The sequence below is a fragment of the Thermococcus thioreducens genome, from assembly GCF_002214545.1.
GTDB lineage: Archaea > Methanobacteriota_B > Thermococci > Thermococcales > Thermococcaceae > Thermococcus > Thermococcus thioreducens.
In genome coordinates this window covers 1,047,483-1,064,093 of the sequence record NZ_CP015105.1, presented here as the reverse complement: position 1 = coordinate 1,064,093, position 16,611 = coordinate 1,047,483, and the positions used below count along the sequence as shown (strand labels likewise).

Sequence of the window (16,611 nt, the reverse complement as noted above, 5' to 3'; positions counted from 1 at the left end):
TGGGGAATAACAGGAGAGCTATTTCAGAATCCCCAAACTCTCGTTCGTCTTCTTTATGCTCTCCCACTTGTCTGCCAGCTCGAACATCGCCCTTATCGCGTCTATGTTCTCAGGAACCACGTCGCTCTCCTGGTGGACGGCCTGAATGTAAAAGAGCCTGTTTCCGCGGACGCTTACGCTCTCCTTCCATACAACTATCTCGTAGAGGTTGTTCCACTCTCGGTGCAGGTCGCGGGCGAACTCTATGAGCTGGGCTGTGCTGTCAAAGCCCTTCTCCTTCTCGAAGAGCAGAACGCGCGTGGTGTTCTCGAAGACCTCAACGACGTCCTTGGCTTCGAGCGGCTTCTTCAGCTCAACCATGATGCTGTGGACGTGCATGAGCGTCGTCGGTACGACGAAGGCTGAGGTCTCAATGTTTATCGGGATGACCGTCTGGACGTCCGGCCCGTGGTGTGAAGGGACTGTCACGCTCGGGGTTATGGCGTTGACCGGGCCGCGCCTGGCGTCGTTCGGGTCTGCCGCGCGGCGTATCATGACCGCGTAGACGTAGTCTATATAGTCCTGAATCGCTGAGAGCGTCCTCGTTAATCCGGTCGTGTTGCAGGAGACGACGCGGACGTAGTCCTTGCCGAGGGCCTTCTCGTAGTTCGCCTGGGCCACGAAGGAGACCTCAGCGGTTGATGCCTTCTCACCACCCTGGAAAATCGCCTTAACTCCTGCCTTCTCGTACAGTTCCTTGCTCTTCGCCCCCATCCCGCCGGGGGTGGCGTCGACTATGACGTCGACCTTTTCGAGAAGATCGCTGAGCGTTCCAGCGACTTCAAAGCCGGCCCTCTCGAACTTCAGCAGAAACTCCTCGCTCGCGGCATAGACCGGAATCCCCAGCTCCCTGGCGCGGTAGGCCTCGAAATCCGGCTTCGTCTTGGTGACGCCTATGAGTTTCATATCGTCCTGCTTCGTGACCGCGTAGGCGACGCGCTTGCCTATCGTCCCATAACCGTTAATGCCGACCTTCACTTTCATGTTACCACCGGAGAATTTTATAGCGATAAAATACTTAAGTCTTGTTTTCACCCGTGGTGAAAACCGCTATTGAATGTGCTGGATTTTTACATTCCCCTGCAGAGGATTTCCGCTGGAGTTATAAGCTGTTCTCCGGAAAATCCATCGGTGGTTGAGATGTTCGCCGAGATACTCACGGTAGGCGATGAACTGCTCACCGGGAACACCGTGGACAGCAACTCCGCGTTTATAGCCCGGAGGCTGACCGAAAGGGGCTACTGGGTGAGGAGAAAGACGACCGTCGGAGATGATGTTGAGGAGATAAAGAAGGTTATCCGTGAGATACTGGACAGGAAGCCAGAGGTTCTCATTATCTCAGGTGGCCTTGGACCGACCCACGACGACGTCACCATGCTGGCCGTTGCCGAGGCACTTAACAGAGAACTCGTTCTCTGCGAAGAGTGCCTCGAACGGATCAGGGAGTTCTACCGCGAGCTTTATGAGAAGGGCTACATAGACGACCCCGAGCTCAACGAGGGGAGGAAAAAGATGGCTTACCTTCCAGAGGGTGCAGAGCCCCTTAAGAACACCGAGGGAGCCGCCCCGGGTGCATACATCGAGCACGTCGGTGTAAAAATCTTCGTCCTCCCAGGAATGCCCCGCGAGATGAAGGCCATGCTCGAAAAGGAAGTCCTACCGAGGCTTGGGGAGAGGAAGTTCATCCAGAGGAAGCTCCTCGCGGAGATAACCGATGAGAGCAAGCTCGCGCCCCTTCTGATTGAGGCCCTGGAAAGGTTCGACGTCAGGATACACTCCTCTCCAAAGGGCTTCGGGAGGTACATTGGCATAATCATATTTGGAGAGAGTGAAGGGGAGATAGAGCGCGCGAAGGCCTTCCTTGAAGAGAAGGGGATTAGGTTTGAGGAAGGCTGGTAGCGAAAGGGTGATAAAGGAGTTCATGGTAGAAAGCCATTGGTGGGAGAATGACGGTGGAGATAGATGTCCCCAAGGACATAGAGCCTCTCGTTAGGGAGATTCTCAAAGCCGTCCGAGAGGGACGGAAGAAAAAGGCCCTGAGAGACCTCGAAAACGTTATCCAAACGATTAATCAGAATGCTCCTGAAGAGATTCCCGATACCCTCGAACTGCTTGAGGAGCTGAGGGAGAGATGATAGTCGCAGATGCGTCTTTTATAGTTGATGCTCTCGTCGTCCCGAGGAGAAGAAAAAAGGATGAAGTATATTGGAGGCAGTGGAAACGTCATCAGCGCTCTAAGGAACTCCTATCTTTCTTTTTGGAAGAGGGATTTCAGCTTTACATGCCCTTTCTTGGCCTTGTCGAGGTTTCTTCCCTTCTTGTCAGAAAACTCGGAAAAAGAGCCAACGTCGATGCTGCTCTAGAGTTTTTGGGTGAATACTTCTTCGTAGTATCTGAAAAAGACCTGGAAGGATCTATACTGGAAATTGCAAGAAAGACAGGTTCACGGGCCGCGGATGCATACTATCTTTCACTTGCAAAGATAAAAGGTGCCGTCCTCGTGACCGCGGACAGAAAAATGGCTGGGATTTCAAGAGACACGGGTGTTAAAGTGATTTTAGTGGAGTGATACCAATGCTTCCTGATGAGGTCCGCTCGATACTTGAGGAGATGCGCGCCGAGCGCATAAGGGGCGCCGGCTGGCTCGCAATGAGGGGTGCAGAGGCATACATGATACTCGCGGGCCTGCTTGAGGGGGATGAGCTGAAAAATGCTCTACGGGAGATGAGAACCGAAGTCCCCGCGGTAAACAGGACGATGGCGTCGCTCTACAACCTCTCACGCTTCATACCCATAACGGGCAACCCCGAAGTGGTGCGGACGAAGGCCGAGGAGTTCGTCCGCCTCGCAGGGGAGGCAAAGCGCGAGATAGGCAACATCGGCAGCGAGCTGATAGACGAGAACGAGGTAATAATCACTCACTCTTTCTCCTCGGCCGTTCTTGAGATCTTCAAAGCCGCCAAGAGGAAGGGCAAGCACTTCAGGGTCGTTCTCACGGAGAGCGCACCTGACTACGAGGGGATAGCCCTTGCGAGGGAGCTCGATTCCCTCGGTGTCCCGTTTGAAGTTATAACCGACGCACAGCTGGGTCTTTTCGCCAGAAAGGCCACCCTCGCGCTGGTCGGGGCGGACAACGTTACGCGCGACGGGGCGGTTGTTAACAAGGCCGGTACTTACCTCCTCGCTTTAGCGTGCCACGACAATGGTGTTCCTTTCTACGTCGCCGCGGAGAGCTTCAAGCTCCACCCCGGGCTGACCTCGGAGGAGGTTGAGATAGTCGAGAGGCCCTACATGAGGCAAGGTTACCGCGTGAGAAACCTGCTCTTCGACGTCACCCCGTGGCGTTACGTCAGGGGCGTAATAACCGAGTTCGGGATTCTTGTACCACCCAAAGAGATTTGAGCTGAAGCAAACTGGGAAAGGGGAGAAAAGAAAGGCCTCACTCCTGGTGGGCAAGCCAGAGGAGGACTCCCTTGACGAAGGGCCAGTTGGTGTTGATATAGTGGCCATAATAGGCATCGCTTATGGCCCTGCTTGAACCATAGGCGACTATCCTGCCCTGCCCCGCCTCCACTGCGGCGGCTATAATCGGCTTGGAACCCTTCTCATAGACTATATTGCCGTCCCTGTCTTCGGAATATGCAGTCTCATAGCCCCTCACGAGCCAGGTCACGCTTCCGCTCACAGTGAGGGTGTCACCGTTGTAGTACATCTGGTGGTCGGCGGAGAGGAACTTCATGGCCGGATGGTCGAGGTTGTAGATTCCAACGAGCGGGAACCACTTTCTGCCGGTGTTCATGTCATCGTCCATGAGTTCGTCGTTGTTGAACTGAATTCCGTACTTGCCGACGACCTTGTTGAGGCTCTTGTAGTAGACGTGGCCGTAGTAGCTCTCGCCGAGTATGAACAGACCGCCTCCGTTCTCCACGAACTCCTGTATCGCCTGCGCTTCCCCGTCGGTTATATCCTGACTCGGGTTGGTGATTATGAGCACGTCGTAATCCTTAAGCTTCTCGTAGGTTATCGGTTCCGTGTTTATATCAACTATCCAGCCCAGCTCGTTCTTTATGTTCTCTATGAGCGTTGCCATGCCGTTCTGGTCGGTCTTGGTCGGGTTGTAGTATTGACCGTGGGACGCATCGATAAGAACCTTGGTTATCTTGATAGTCACGTTAGTCGATGGAGTAGCGTTGGTCTGGTTCGCGGGGGTCTCATTACCCGGTGCAGGCGCGTGACAGATGGGTTTTACCTGTTCATACGTGCTGTGAAGTATCGGGAGCACGAACTCAAGCTCTTTCATCACGTCCCTGCTCATCATCGCGGCCTTTCTTATGTGGACCATAACGGGGTAATAGTAGGCGTTCCTGTAGGGGTTCTGCTGGATGAGGAGTCCCTTGAGTGTGTTGTACAGGGAGTACTCCCTCTTTATCTCTTCCATGGTGCCGTTGATCCACTGGATCCTGGATTCGAGGTCTCCGAGGCTGACGCCGCAGGATGTGAGCTCACCGACCACCCAGGTGAGGTTTTCGTAGAGCGGGGTCACGTTGGCCATTTCCTTGTTGTAAAGCCTCTCGTAGTAGGGTGTGAGGCCGTAGGAGAGCTGATACGGGTTGGGAATGACGTTGACCGGGACTATCTTTTCACTCTCCTCGGCGATTATTGTTAATGTGTGGCTTCCCGTGGATTGGGGAACCACATAGAACTCGACAACTTTGCTCTCACCGGGTAGCAAGGTGAACTCTGCAGAGTACACCTGGACTCCATCGAATGTGGCTGAAAAGCTTACGTTACTTGCGGTGCTGCCACTGTTGAACACAGTCGCACGAACCCTTGTGGGGACTTCCTCCATGAACGCATAGTATTCGACGTCCGTTACCTTGACTGCAGGGTTGTAGAGCTGGTACTCAACTGGAAGAACTTCATAGGAGTTTCTGTAAACATAGACAACGCCAACGAAGTATTTGAACTTTGCCCCAGGCTCCAGGGTGCTGGGGAGGCTTGAACTGGAGAATATATACGCCTCGCCGCTTCCGTCGTCTATCCACAGCTTAGTATACCAGCTGTCGTACCTCCCGGTTATCTTCGCATCAACGAACTTGACGAGAACGCTCTGGTATTCGGGCCTGTCGTAGTCCGCGGTTGGTATCACTGCGGGCTGGGGCACTTCCGCAGCTCCGACGACGGAATAGTACTCCCCATAGGTTGGGTTTACTGAAAGCTCGCGCAGGCCGTTGTAGTACTTGGGATACCCGTAGACCTCCACCACGTCCCCCTTCTGGACGGAGGGATATGATTTGTATCCTGTATACACGTAAATCCCAGTGTACGCACCGCTTCCATTCTGGATCATAAAGCCGTTGCTGTCCACGTACGTTACGATTCCCCTCGTGAGAACGTCGCCTCCGTATGCATAACTGTCGAAGTTCTGGTTGAGCTCCACCAGCGGGATATAAGTTGCTGCGGCTACTGGCTTTAGAGTCCACACAGGCATCAAACTCAAAACCAAAATCAATGTTATTATCAGCGCTGATTTCCTCATAGGCAGCACCCAAAAAAGAAGGCCGCCAATGTATAAATAAGTTTCCCCGATGTTTTATTTCAGCTATTTATCACTGATAGTGTATCATCCTGTCCAAAAAGAATAAAACCTCGGGCTTCGAAACGTTTCCGGTGATGGCATGCCGATAACGACCAAAACGGGCGATAGGGGTTTGACCGGTCTCTTCACCGGCGACCGCGTTGCGAAGTTCTCCCCCATCATGGACGCCAACGGCACGATAGACGAGCTGGACAGCTTTCTCGGTGAGGCAAAGCACTACGTCCCCGAAGAGATGGTTGAGATCCTCGAAAAAATCCAGGTTCAGCTCTACGACCTCATGGCGGAGCTTGCCAGCAAGGGGAAGTACCAAAAGGTCGGTGAGGAAGAGGTGAAGTGGCTGGAAGAACTCATCAAAAAATACGAAGGGGAGTTCCAGATGAGAGCCTTCGTCCTGCCCGGCTCGACAATAGCGAGCGCCAAGCTCGACATATGCAGGGCGATAGCAAGGAGGGCCGAGAGGAGAGTTGCCAAGCTCGTCCTTGACTACGGCTTTGGGAATAACGCCCTCGTCTACCTCAACAGGCTCAGCGACCTGCTCTTCATCATGGCGAGGGCTATAGAGAAGAGGGAAGGCAAACTGAAAGAAGTCAAGTAGCCTCCTCCTATTTTCTCCCGTTCATCACCTGGCAAGTCCTGCCAGAGGTCATCCCACCACCTCATCGGGCCCTTTTTCAAAGCCAATGCCCAGCAGGAGTTCCTTAAACCGAAGGTAGTACAGGGAGACTAGGATACTCGGCACTACCGTGGCAACGACTAGGGGGACGATTCCAATCATGTCAAGGAGGGGGCCGGCTACGGCCATCCCAAGGGGGGTTGTAGCAATCACAGCCGTTTCAAAGGCGGAAAAAACCCGTGCGCGAATCTCACTCGGAACTGCCTTCTGGAGCTTGGTGAACAGGGGAACGTTCACGAAGACATTGCACAGCCCTATTAGTGAGACAAGGGCAAGGAGAGCAGGGTAAGAGACTCTACCCAGGGAAGGGACTGCCGCCAGCAGAAGCATGAGACCCAGTTGCCCGAACATTGCCTTGAAGATCAGATTCTCGGAACGTTCCTTGAGCTTTCCCGCTATGAGCAGGTTTCCCCCTAGCGCCCCCAGGGTGGCAGCGGTTCCAACGCTCCCGAACTGAACCGCGGAAAATCTAAGAACGACACGGGTCATATAGGGTATGAGAAGAGTAAACACCGGGTTGAGGAGTGTGTTGAGTATTATGGCGTAGCTCATCAGCAGGACTACCGCCCGTGAAGCTTTTATGAAGCGGAACCCCTCGGCCATGTCCTCCCAGACCTCACGAAGGCTTGAGAGCTTCCGGGTTTTCCATGGATATTCGATTAGAACCTCAAACAGTCCCGAACCAAAGAAGCTGACCGCGTTTATCAGGATTGCCAGCCTTATCCCTCCAAAAGCGTAGATCACCCCTCCCAGTATTGGCCCTACTATCCTCAGAACCTGTCCGCCCATCTGGAGTATCGAGTTGGCCCTGGCAAGGTCGTCCTTCCCAACGAGGTCAGGGAACATGCCCGAAACTCCCGCTGAGAAGAACGCTCCGAGGATACTCATCACTACCTGAACGGCTAAGAGCTGGTATATTCCAAGGATGTTGAAGGCTATAACACCAAACAGCAGGACTCCCCTCGCTATGTCCAACCCATACATGAGCTTCTTTCTGTCGTAGCGGTCGCCTATCACACCAGCTATCGGGTTTACAAGCAGCCTTGGAATCAGCTCGGCCATTATGAAGAGGCTCATCATCGCCCCACTGCCGGTCTGGTCGAGCACGTACAGCGGAACGGCGACATCCTGGATAACCCAACCAGCTTGGGATATCCACCCTTGGGATATCCACCTGCCCAGGGTGTAGAGCCAGAAGTTCCGGCCCAGTCTGGTGTCGAGCATTACCCCTAACCCCCTAACTTCCACATCCGGATCTAGTTATTTGGTTGCAGAATTAAAGAATCAAAGAATTAAACCAGACCTCAAATGAGCTCAACCCTTACCCCGCCGTTCACGGTGCTCGCCTTTACCCTGTAAGTTCCGGCGCCGATGACCGGATCGTTCGGGTCAATACCAACGAGCTTCACTTCCCCGTTGACCCTGCTGGAGACTATCCTTGCGTCGCAGAAGTCGGTAAGGCGGAGCACGATGTCGCCATTGACGGTGCTAACCTCAACATCATCTTCAAGCTCCTCGATGGTAAGCCCGAGCGTTCCGTTCACGATGGAGGCCTTGAGAGGGCCAGCTGTTGCCAGGTGGGCGTTTATCTCCCCGTTTACGGACTTCAGAAGCTCCGCCTCGCATTCTTCAAGCTCAATCGTTCCGTTGACCGTTGTGGCTTCGGTCAGCCGGACATCACGGGCGGTTATCTCTCCGTTCACGTTCCTGGCCTTCACCACGACGCTCTTGGGAACCTTGACCTCTATCTCAGCCCAACCACCCTTTCTTAGCAGGTTGAAGAACTTCTTTTTCCATTCCTCCTTTATGATGAGCCTGCTTCCCCTCTGCTCAACGCTCACGTTAACCTCGCCATGGAGAACGTAGTTCACTTCCACGTAGTCGTTTTCCCACCCCTCAATCTTCACCTGAGCACCAAAGGTGTTCAGTTCAACTTTCTTGACGTTTTCAAATATCATCCTCATCACCTTCCAAGATGGACAGCTCCAGTATCCCCCCAATCTCCGCCCTGAGCGTTACCGTGTTCCTTCCATCCCCGAGGATGGGGTCTTTCGGGTTGATACCTTCCAGCTTAACGACCCCTCCGTTGTCCTCAACTTTTATCGAGGCGTCGGAGTCAATCGGGATAGCCAGCTTTAGTATTCCCATATTGCTGACAGCCTTGATGTCCCCATCAAGTTCCTCAACCTTCAGGGTGACCCTCCCGGCTATTGCCATTACGGACGCCTTTTCCTTCACCACAACTGATCCGCTGAGGGTGGAGACGGCGGAGATTAGGTCTCCAATGATGCATCCTTTTAGCGAGGTTTTGCACTCGCCGACCGAAAGGCTCTCAAAGCGCACGCCCTCTGCCGTGACTTCTCCTCTCTTAATCCCTACCGAAACCGGAACCCCGAAAGGGACGCGGAGTTCCAGGGGTTCCAGGCCCCTGTCCCGCTTTATGGTCTTTCCGAGCTTCCATAGGGCCTTGTAGTCCACCGAAAGCCTGCCGTCTTTGACCCGGACTTTGATGCCCTTCTCTGAGCGGGGATTAAGCTCCACGTAGTCCCTGTCCCAGGCGGCTATTTTGAGGTCAACGTCGACGAGCTTCATCCAGACCTCTTCGATGCCTTCAAACCTCACAGCCATCCCTCCGGGAGGAAATCAAAAAGGGGCTTTTCATGCCCCGATGCCTTTTTGAGCCCCCCATCTCCATTTCCACCGACGGAATCCCTCTGCGGAGGCCTCTGGACGGCAGTGGCTTCCATTCCCCTCACCCGATATAGCCCATCAGCTCGTCGAGGAGCTCCTTCACGCGCTTGTTGAGGAGCGCCCTGTCTATGCCAAGGCCCTCTATCAGCTCGGCGCTCTGCTCCTCCACTATCTCCTTCGCCTTCCTCATGACGAGCCTGTATGCATCTGGGTCTTCCACCGTGTAAGTCCTTCCGCCGGCCCTTATCCTGACCCTGCCCTCTCTGGCGGAAATGACGACGTCCTCGATGCGTATCTTGGCCCTCCCCCTGCCAACGCTGACCGAGACGTCTCCCGAGCGGAGCGAGACAGTCTCACCAAGGCTCAGAACTTCGTTTCCGCTCCGGTAGGTCACCCTCTCACCGTCGACCTCAATGGAGTATTCGTCCGTCTGAATCTTCAGCCTCTCCCCCACCCTGGTCAGCTGGAAGCCGTTGCGGAGCTCCCTGATGGTCAGCATGTCCGCCGGAGGCATCTCCGGGTTGCCCTCCCTGAACCGCATGGGCCCTATCCTGACCTCCTCACCGCCCGGCGTCTCTATGACCTCGATGAAGGGCAGCTTCACGTACTCAAAGCCTTCACCCTCGTAGACCTTGATGAAGCCGAGGTCGACCACACTGTCCCTCTTGCCCTTCTTGTAAAGCCTGTCGGGGTTCACGAGGTCGTTCACCCTTGAGACAAAGCCGGGATCCGCGGAAGTTTTCCGTCCGGCTATCCTCTCCTCGGTCCACACGATGACCGGGCTGAGGAGTCTTTTCGTTATCCTTCCGAGCGGTGTTTCAGCTTCGACCTCAACGCTTCCATCTATCACCCAGGCAACATTCTTCCTTCCGAACTTCACGGGGTAGGCCTTGCCGGTTCCCTTGAGCTTCACCTCGCCGAAGTCTGCCCCGCTAAACTCGTAGGCCCTGCCCTCAACTTTGAGGTCAAGCTTTCTCTCGTCGAATTTTGCCAGCAGGATTCCCGCTATGACGAGGACGACTGAATAAGCGAAGGCCGTTCCCGCGTAGTCGTGGAGCCTGCCAATCCCCAGCCACTGGCCGAAGAACAGGAAAATGCTCGTCCAGAAGAAGCCTTTAGCCAAAGCAAAGACTATTCCGCTTACCGTCACCCCGAACCACTTGCCAACTGAGAGCAGCTCGAAGGCGAAGATCAAGGCTATTATCGCGTACACCAGCCCGTCGTTGTATGCCTCAAGCCTCAGCGGCCCCTTGAACAGCCATGCAATGAGCAGTATCGCCGTGAGGGCCTTAAGGTACTCCGCCAGCTTAAACCTTGGGCTTTTATGATAGGCTTGGTACTTCCATCCAAAACTCATTCTTCCACCTCCTCAAGGGCGGTTATTATCTCAAGCAAGCGCAAAAACAAACGTCCGTCGGGCGAGATCTCGTATTTGTCCCCTTTCTTCACCATTCTTGTCCGGAGAAGGAGCTTCAGGTGGTGGGAGACCGTGGGGCTCTCAACTCCGAGCGCTTCCTTTATCTCCTTGAAGCCCATGGGCCTCTCGGAGAGCATCTTGAGTATTCTTATCCTGTCGGGATTGGCGAGGGCCTTAAGGGTCTTCGCGGCCTTCTCTTCATCAATCTCCGGCAGGGCTCCCCCCTCAAGTTTTCGCCGGAGGCGCATCTTGATGGAGAGCATGACCTCATCAACCGGGTCAATGCTCTCCTCCAGCACCTCCAGCCTTTTCTTCAGCTCTTCCAGCTGAACTCTGAGGTCCTCCATGCTACCACCAGGTACAGATTTTTGTAGTACATTTTTCTGTACTTAACTGGCACTGTAGGTATATATAAGTTTATCGGTCTATGTGCCAAAACGGCCACGCCAAACAAAACTCCTCATAACAAGAAAGTGGAGAAAGACTGACCTCCCCCCAGTCCTGAAGGGCGAGGCTTGTTAAAAGAAAAACCTCAGCCCCTCGCCAGCTCGGTCTCTATCGCCCTTATCTCCTCGTCCAGTATGTCGCGTATCCTCTTGAGGAGTTCCAGATACGTCTTGACGGTCTCCCTGTCCACCGGCCTCTTAAGCTCCATCTTCTCGAGCTTCTTCTTCAGGGCCTCGTGGTAGTTTACGGACGTGTACAGAACCCTCAATGCAAGGTCATTGGAGGTTTTCAGATACTCCCAGCCCTTCTCGGTGAGGCTGTATTTAACCCTCCTGACCCTTCCGCGGTACTCCTCCCTCGGCTCCAGAAGTCCCTCTTCGACCATCTTGTTGAGGAGCGTGTAGAGATTGCTGTGGCTCGGCTTCCAGAGCCCAATGGCGAACTTCTCCAGCTCCTTTAGAATCTCGTAGCCGTGAGCTTCTCCCTTCAGGCCGACGATGACGAGTATGATGTTCTTCAGTGGAACCGTGAAGAGCCCCTTGATTATCCTCCGCTCCACGTCTTCTCCCATCTTCATCACCTATGGTCGAAGGTTGAACCACAATCCTTATAAACGCTTCTCTCAACGACATGTCGAACTTCGACATGTTATAGTTCATCATGTTGATAAGCGACAATGGTGGTGGACATGCCCTGGAACGACTGGATAGTCAAGCACGCAAAAGCCATCGTGGCCATCTGGATAATAGCAGTTATAGCCGCGATGCCCCTGGCGGTGAAGCTGAGCAACCTCACCAACTACAGCATGGATCAGTTCCTCCCGAAGGACGTGGAGTCCGTCAAGGTTCAGGACACCCTGGCAAAGGAGTTCCCTGAGTTCTCGACCAGCGACAACCAGACCTACATGATAGTGAGCGGCGTTGATATCAACGACCCGGCAACGAAAGAGGCCTACGAGCGCTTCAAGGCCGAAGCAAAGCCCTACGGGAGCAATTTCACCTCATACTACGATGCCGTTGATCTGCTTCACAACAAGTCCTATGAGATAGCGCTCAACCTCACCCAGACGACCGCCAACCTGACGGGAATCTTCTACAGCTCGGCAATCAACGCCAGCAACGCCTATGTAACCCTTCTCTCACAGGTTGAGAATCTCAGCGAGCAGGTCAAGACCCTCAATGGAACCGTCCCCCAGCTGGCCAGAGCCTACCTAGCGCTTGAGGCCAACCTGACGGTTCTCTACAACCAGAGTCTCGCCCTCAGAAAGGCCATCAACGAGACCGATAATGCCTACGTGGTCCTCCACGAGAACCTCACCGGGGCCAGCGAACAGCTGAAAGCGCTGAACTCAACTATAGCAGGCCTTAACGCGGGCCTATACAACCTGAGCGATAACTACGCGGGAACTTACCTCGGAACGATAGGGGCCTACGGCGCGCTCGTTCAGGCCGGGGCCTACGAGGGGGGCCTCGATGGGGCAACGGCTCAGGCCATAGCTGAAAAGCTCGGCGTTCCCGTCGAGCTCGTTTACGCGGTTTACAACTCCACCTACCCGGCCTACTCCGCATATGGTTCAGGGGCAATAACCGACGGCTTCCTGGCCAACGTCACCAAGGCGATGGTTCTCGGCCAGATTAGCGACCCGATGCAGAAGAACCTCACCGAGGCGTATTCTGTTGCCTTTTATCAGGGCGTCGTGGCATTCGACGGGCAAGCCGGAAGCAACTACGCCCTCATTCAGCTTGGCGAGAACGCGGTTAAGTCCGTTGATGGGATAGCAATCAACGCCCTCAAAAACCCCCCGCTCGTCGTCGAAGGGGTTGGGGGAAGCTATGATGTTCCGGGCTTCGGCAAGGTTCCGGCGGAGACTTTAGCTTACATCGTCAACGTCTCGATAAGTCTCGGAAGGAACCCGAGTGCTTCAGCGATCGAGAACGCAACCATTGAGGCCACAAATGCACTCATGAAGGGAATCCCCCTCCTTGAGATGCCCAATGCGGACGAGATACTTAGGACGCTCCTCGTCTACGGCCCGACGAGGGGACTTGAGGAAAATCTGCTCGCCGGAGTGCTCAAAGAGAAGCTCCCGGAGGAGCAGAAAGATTTAGCAGAGCCGATAGTCAGAACCGTTGTGAACTTTGACCCGAACGCCACGGGGGTTCTGTCCAAGGATCCTACCCTTCTGAAGAAGGCCACCGTCTCACTGCTCACAGAGATGCTTAAGGAGAGGGGCGTTGAGCTCCCTGAGAGCGTTATTAGCGAGGTCTACGACTCCAACGGGAACGTCGCCCCGATTGCGAGGGAGATTCTGATTCAAAAGACCTCCGAGGAGGTTGGAAGTGAGAAGGTTGCTGAAGCCATCGTTGATACCGTCCTCAAGAACCCCGAGGAGCTAGAGAAAGGCAAGGGCGTTAAAGAGACCGTCAAGGAGATAATCACGAGCCTGGCCGGAGACGTCCCGATAGACCTCGGCAAAGCTGTGGACGAGGTTTACGCCGGCAAGAGTCCGGAGGAGATAGCCTACAGCCTGTTTGAGCAAGGGGTTGATGAGAAGCTCGCCAACGTCAGCGCTCCGGAGGACGTCAAGGAAGCGCTGAGAGAGATAATGCTCACCGTTGCCAGGGACTACCCCATGAGCGACTCGGAGGTAGAAGCCCTTGTCAAGGTGAAGACCCTTAAGCTCGTCGAGAAGTTCGCAGGGGAGATTGACCTCGGGGTTCCGCTCCACATCAACGCGGCCGAGCTTGTGAACATCGCCTTCGAATTCAGGAACAATCCTGACGCCATCACCAATGAGGACGTCAAGCCCATTGAGGAGCAGGTCTACCCGTCCATTTACAGCCTCGCGAAGAGCTATATCGGCATGCTCAAGAGCCCCGACAACAGGACGATGCTGATACTCTTCGTCCCCAAGGGTCTGAATGGAGTCAGCGACCTGGAGAAGCAGAGCAAAGCGCAGTACGAGAGCTCGCTGAAGGTCAAGGAGGTCGCGCTGAAGGAGTTCGGGAAGGTATCGCCGGAGGTCAAGGCCTACGTCACCGGAACCCCCATCCAGACCTATGAGGCCATCAAGTACGGCAAGGAGGACAACGACAAGACCACCAAGTTCAGCATAGCTGGGGCACTGCTCGTGCTCCTGGTACTCATGGGTGCGGCTCTGCTGGCGACGCTCCTCCCCTTCACCGGCGTCGCGACTGCAACCCTCACCGCGCTGGGAATACTCTACCTGCTCGCGAAGGGTGACTACCTCGATGTTGGAAGCTGGGCCCAGATGCTGACCGTTACAACCGCGCTCGGACTGGGCATAGACTACTCCACCTACTACCTGCACAGGTTTAGGGAGTACCTCGCTGAGGGCTACGACCACAGCAAGGCCGCGAGCGAGGCGTTAAAGAGGGCAAAAGATGCCGTCCTCGCGAGCGCATCAACGGACATCATAGCCTTCGCGAGCTTTATCCTTGCCTGGGAGTTCCCGATATTCAAGACAATGGGCATCATAGCGCCCCTGGCGGTCATCATAGTGCTCCTCGCCAGCCTGACCTTTATTCCAGCGATAACGGTCCTCATAGGCGACAAACCGGCCTTCTGGTGGCCGAGGCACATCGAGCACCACCTCAGCAACGTAAACCTCCACGAGAGGAGCAGGATCGCAGAGTGGGCTGTTAAGCACGCCAAGATAGTGGTGGTCATTGCTTTGCTCCTGGCCGTTCCCGCGGCCTACAACTTCGCCAACTTCAACGGAACCCACGACATAAAGCTCTTCATCCCCAAGGACAGCGAGACCTACAACTTCCTCCAGCTCAGCGAGAGCACGGTTGGTGCGGGCGTTACTTCGCCGACTTACGTCGTCATAGACCTGGGCCACCCGCTGAGCGATGGCGACCTCAAGACCATCGAGGCGCTCGCGGGAAGGATTTCAAAGGTGGAGGGCGTCGAGTACGTCTACACCGTGACCCGGCCCTACGGGAGGCCCGTAAACGTCAGCGTGGAGGAGCTGAAGAGCATTGGCGGCGACCGCTACATCTCGGAAGACGGCACCAAGGTGCTAATTCAGGTAACCGGGAAGTATGAAGCAACGGACGACCGCTCCAAGGACATGGTGAGGGAGATAAGGGCAATAGTGAAAGACGGGGAAAAATCGGGAGCGATAAAGTCCGGAATGGTCGGAGGGAACACAGCTTTGGCCCTCGACCTCAGCGACCTCATCAACGACGTCTTCTGGCACAGAATCTTCCCGGTGGCACTGCTGCTGATGTTCCTCTCGCTGATACCAACACTCAAGGGGTTGCCGGCGGTTATAACCACCATAGGCACCATAGCAGTCGGCGTGCTCCTCAGCATAACCGTCTCCAGCTGGCTCTTCGAGAGGGTCTTTGGCCAGCAGGTTATGTGGTTCTTGCCTATGATGGTCTTCGTGGTGCTCATGGGCGTTGGCATAGACTATAACAGCTTCTACCTCGTCAAGGCAAGGGACGAGTTCGAGCGCAGGAGCGCGAGGGACGCGCTAGTGGTCGCCGCTGGAACGATGGACACCCTCGTCGTCGGCCTCGCGGCGGTGCTGGCGGTGACCTACGGCTCACTGATGACTGGAGCTACCTGGGGCATCAGGGAGATAGGTTTTGCACTGGCCATCGGAGTGCTGCTGACAGCAACAGCGGCGGTCTACTTCATCGGCCCGGCCACGATGGCGCTCTTCGGGGAAAAGGCCTGGTGGCCTCTGCACAAAGGGAGGAAAGAGTAGTCCCGCTCTGTTTTTATTTTTGTTCGTTCCTTCGCCCCAACTCCTTTCATTCTTATGTTCGACATACTTTTAAACGCTAAGTCCGAGCTTTTAGCATGGACGTCTATCAGATGCTCGCCCTCATAGCTCTCGGATACGTCCTGAAGCGCTTAATTAAGGACGAGAGGCCATTCCATTGGCTCAACCTCTTCTCCACCCGCATCCTCCTGACGCTCTTCGTCTTCGGCAATGTCGCGAGCAAGGATCTGGGCTACCTCCTAAGTATAAGACTTGTTTTCTTATACGTCCTTCTTGTGATAGGGCTGAGCCTCGGTCTCTCCTACATCTACGCCCGCCGCTTTGTTGGGGACGAGAACTGGGCCGGGGCGCTTATGATCCTCTCGGCTTATCCGAACACGGCCGCCATGGGCTTTCCGATAGCAAGCCTCTTCCTCAGCGATATAACACCAGCCATACTCTACTCGACCACCAACAGCCTCATCGTCCTCCCGCTGGCAACGTTCATAGCGGCCCACTACTCAAGCGGAAAGGCCTCGGTGAAAAACAGCCTTATTAAGGCCCTGAAGTTCCCTCCAACTGCTGCCAACTTGCTGGCCATTGCCCTCGTACTCCTGGGGATCAGGCTCCCAGAATGGATTCTTGAGCCGGCCAAGGCAGTGGGCTGGTGGAGCATACCCCTGCTTCTCATATACTTCGGCTCCATAATAAACCTGAGGGAATTCAGGTGGAGCCACCTGCTGGAGGTCGGGCTCTTCAGGAGCCTTATTCCGTTCATCTTTGTCTTTCTAACCCTTCGGGGGACTGGAGACGTTTATTACGCCGTCCTTGTGGAGGCTTCGATGCCACCAGCTATAATGGCGAACGTAATACTCGCCCACTACGGCCTGAAAGCGGAGGAGGCCATCGGCGTAACGGTGGTCCTGACGCTCCTGGTTCTGGCGTTTTTCCTCGCCTTCAGTGCGCTGGCTGGCCCATAAACCGGTGGTCTTTTCAACCCTTCGACC

Annotated in this window: 16 protein-coding genes; 7 read left to right on the top strand and 9 right to left on the bottom strand. The window is 54.9% G+C overall.

The annotated features are described in order from the left end of the window. Positions 1 to 18 precede the first annotated feature (18 nt). Positions 19 to 1,023, bottom strand: coding sequence for a phosphorylating glyceraldehyde-3-phosphate dehydrogenase (locus tag A3L14_RS05805; RefSeq protein WP_055428819.1), 1,005 nt, complete (start codon positions 1,021 to 1,023; stop codon positions 19 to 21). A 156-nt stretch (positions 1,024 to 1,179) separates the two neighbouring features. Between A3L14_RS05805 and A3L14_RS05800 the strand changes: the two genes are divergently transcribed. From A3L14_RS05800 to A3L14_RS05785, 4 genes are read left to right on the top strand one after another with little or no spacing between them, the layout of a single operon-like run. After that, entirely contained in the window at positions 1,180 to 1,938 is a 759-nt protein-coding gene (locus tag A3L14_RS05800) for a molybdopterin-binding protein (RefSeq protein WP_055428818.1), read from the top strand. Positions 1,939 to 1,985: 47 nt separating this feature from the next. Beyond that, positions 1,986 to 2,174 carry a hypothetical protein gene (locus tag A3L14_RS05795; RefSeq protein ID WP_055428817.1) on the top strand — a complete coding sequence of 63 codons (189 nt, stop codon included), beginning with the start codon at positions 1,986 to 1,988 and terminating at the stop codon, positions 2,172 to 2,174. Further along, positions 2,171 to 2,608, top strand: a complete 438-nt coding sequence (locus A3L14_RS05790) for a type II toxin-antitoxin system VapC family toxin (protein ID WP_055428816.1) — start codon at positions 2,171 to 2,173, stop codon at positions 2,606 to 2,608. The genes A3L14_RS05795 and A3L14_RS05790 overlap by 4 nt, the downstream gene beginning before the upstream one ends. 5 nt (positions 2,609 to 2,613) lie before the next feature. After that, positions 2,614 to 3,441: a translation initiation factor eIF-2B alpha/beta/delta subunit family protein gene (locus A3L14_RS05785; RefSeq protein ID WP_055428815.1), complete on the top strand. Its 828-nt coding sequence runs from the start codon at positions 2,614 to 2,616 to the stop codon at positions 3,439 to 3,441. A gap of 37 nt (positions 3,442 to 3,478) precedes the next feature. Here the strand turns inward: A3L14_RS05785 and A3L14_RS05780 are convergent, their stop codons facing one another. Next, positions 3,479 to 5,578: a Gldg family protein gene (locus A3L14_RS05780; protein WP_082431965.1), complete on the bottom strand. Its 2,100-nt coding sequence runs from the start codon at positions 5,576 to 5,578 to the stop codon at positions 3,479 to 3,481. A 139-nt stretch (positions 5,579 to 5,717) separates the two neighbouring features. On the opposite strand from A3L14_RS05780, the gene A3L14_RS05775 reads away from it, so the two are divergent. Then, complete coding sequence (locus A3L14_RS05775; RefSeq protein WP_055428813.1) at positions 5,718 to 6,233, top strand: cob(I)yrinic acid a,c-diamide adenosyltransferase; 516 nt, start codon at positions 5,718 to 5,720, stop codon at positions 6,231 to 6,233. 48 nt (positions 6,234 to 6,281) lie between these two features. On the opposite strand, the gene A3L14_RS05770 is transcribed toward A3L14_RS05775, so the two are convergent. The 7 genes from A3L14_RS05770 to A3L14_RS05745 all read right to left on the bottom strand — a co-directional run bounded on the left by A3L14_RS05770 (position 6,282) and on the right by A3L14_RS05745 (position 11,437). Continuing rightward, the gene (locus tag A3L14_RS05770) at positions 6,282 to 7,535 is read right to left on the bottom strand and encodes an MFS transporter (RefSeq protein WP_055428812.1); all 1,254 of its coding nucleotides are present in this window, start codon (positions 7,533 to 7,535) and stop codon (positions 6,282 to 6,284) included. An 80-nt stretch (positions 7,536 to 7,615) separates the two neighbouring features. Beyond that, a complete protein-coding gene (locus A3L14_RS05765) occupies positions 7,616 to 8,275 on the bottom strand; it encodes a DUF4097 family beta strand repeat-containing protein (RefSeq protein WP_324615376.1) in 660 nt (219 codons plus the stop codon). Beyond that, entirely contained in the window at positions 8,259 to 8,933 is a 675-nt protein-coding gene (locus tag A3L14_RS05760) for a hypothetical protein (RefSeq protein WP_055428810.1), read from the bottom strand. Before A3L14_RS05760 ends, A3L14_RS05765 begins: the two co-directional genes overlap by 17 nt. Beyond that, positions 8,930 to 9,058 carry a hypothetical protein gene (locus tag A3L14_RS12010; protein WP_255496492.1) on the bottom strand — a complete coding sequence of 43 codons (129 nt, stop codon included), beginning with the start codon at positions 9,056 to 9,058 and terminating at the stop codon, positions 8,930 to 8,932. The genes A3L14_RS05760 and A3L14_RS12010 overlap by 4 nt, the downstream gene beginning before the upstream one ends. A 5-nt stretch (positions 9,059 to 9,063) precedes the next feature. After that, entirely contained in the window at positions 9,064 to 10,359 is a 1,296-nt protein-coding gene (locus tag A3L14_RS05755; protein ID WP_055428809.1) for a hypothetical protein, read from the bottom strand. After that, positions 10,356 to 10,766: an ArsR/SmtB family transcription factor gene (locus A3L14_RS05750; protein ID WP_055428808.1), complete on the bottom strand. Its 411-nt coding sequence runs from the start codon at positions 10,764 to 10,766 to the stop codon at positions 10,356 to 10,358. Before A3L14_RS05750 ends, A3L14_RS05755 begins: the two co-directional genes overlap by 4 nt. A gap of 185 nt (positions 10,767 to 10,951) precedes the next feature. Beyond that, positions 10,952 to 11,437 (bottom strand): PadR family transcriptional regulator, encoded by a 486-nt coding sequence (locus A3L14_RS05745; protein ID WP_055428807.1) that lies wholly within the window; start codon positions 11,435 to 11,437, stop codon positions 10,952 to 10,954. 117 nt (positions 11,438 to 11,554) lie between these two features. Between A3L14_RS05745 and A3L14_RS05740 the strand changes: the two genes are divergently transcribed. Continuing rightward, positions 11,555 to 15,607: an MMPL family transporter gene (locus A3L14_RS05740; protein ID WP_055428806.1), complete on the top strand. Its 4,053-nt coding sequence runs from the start codon at positions 11,555 to 11,557 to the stop codon at positions 15,605 to 15,607. Positions 15,608 to 15,702: 95 nt separating this feature from the next. Beyond that, a complete protein-coding gene (locus A3L14_RS05735; RefSeq protein ID WP_055428805.1) occupies positions 15,703 to 16,584 on the top strand; it encodes an AEC family transporter in 882 nt (293 codons plus the stop codon). Positions 16,585 to 16,611: the final 27 nt, after the last annotated feature.

Excerpts from the sequence above, each read along its gene's own strand:
- A3L14_RS05805 (WP_055428819.1), bottom strand. The coding sequence starts at position 1,023 with ATGAAAGTGAAGGTCGGCATTAACGGTTATGGGACGATAGGCAAGCGC.
- A3L14_RS05800 (WP_055428818.1), top strand. The coding sequence starts at position 1,180 with ATGTTCGCCGAGATACTCACGGTAGGCGATGAACTGCTCACCGGGAAC.
- A3L14_RS05795 (WP_055428817.1), top strand. The coding sequence starts at position 1,986 with ATGACGGTGGAGATAGATGTCCCCAAGGACATAGAGCCTCTCGTTAGG.
- A3L14_RS05790 (WP_055428816.1), top strand. The coding sequence starts at position 2,171 with ATGATAGTCGCAGATGCGTCTTTTATAGTTGATGCTCTCGTCGTCCCG.
- A3L14_RS05785 (WP_055428815.1), top strand. The coding sequence starts at position 2,614 with ATGCTTCCTGATGAGGTCCGCTCGATACTTGAGGAGATGCGCGCCGAG.
- A3L14_RS05780 (WP_082431965.1), bottom strand. The coding sequence starts at position 5,578 with ATGAGGAAATCAGCGCTGATAATAACATTGATTTTGGTTTTGAGTTTG.
- A3L14_RS05775 (WP_055428813.1), top strand. The coding sequence starts at position 5,718 with ATGCCGATAACGACCAAAACGGGCGATAGGGGTTTGACCGGTCTCTTC.
- A3L14_RS05770 (WP_055428812.1), bottom strand. The coding sequence starts at position 7,535 with ATGCTCGACACCAGACTGGGCCGGAACTTCTGGCTCTACACCCTGGGC.
- A3L14_RS05765 (WP_324615376.1), bottom strand. The coding sequence starts at position 8,275 with ATGAGGATGATATTTGAAAACGTCAAGAAAGTTGAACTGAACACCTTT.
- A3L14_RS12010 (WP_255496492.1), bottom strand. The coding sequence starts at position 9,058 with ATGGAAGCCACTGCCGTCCAGAGGCCTCCGCAGAGGGATTCCGTCGGT.
- A3L14_RS05755 (WP_055428809.1), bottom strand. The coding sequence starts at position 10,359 with ATGAGTTTTGGATGGAAGTACCAAGCCTATCATAAAAGCCCAAGGTTT.
- A3L14_RS05750 (WP_055428808.1), bottom strand. The coding sequence starts at position 10,766 with ATGGAGGACCTCAGAGTTCAGCTGGAAGAGCTGAAGAAAAGGCTGGAG.
- A3L14_RS05745 (WP_055428807.1), bottom strand. The coding sequence starts at position 11,437 with ATGGGAGAAGACGTGGAGCGGAGGATAATCAAGGGGCTCTTCACGGTT.
- A3L14_RS05740 (WP_055428806.1), top strand. The coding sequence starts at position 11,555 with ATGCCCTGGAACGACTGGATAGTCAAGCACGCAAAAGCCATCGTGGCC.
- A3L14_RS05735 (WP_055428805.1), top strand. The coding sequence starts at position 15,703 with ATGGACGTCTATCAGATGCTCGCCCTCATAGCTCTCGGATACGTCCTG.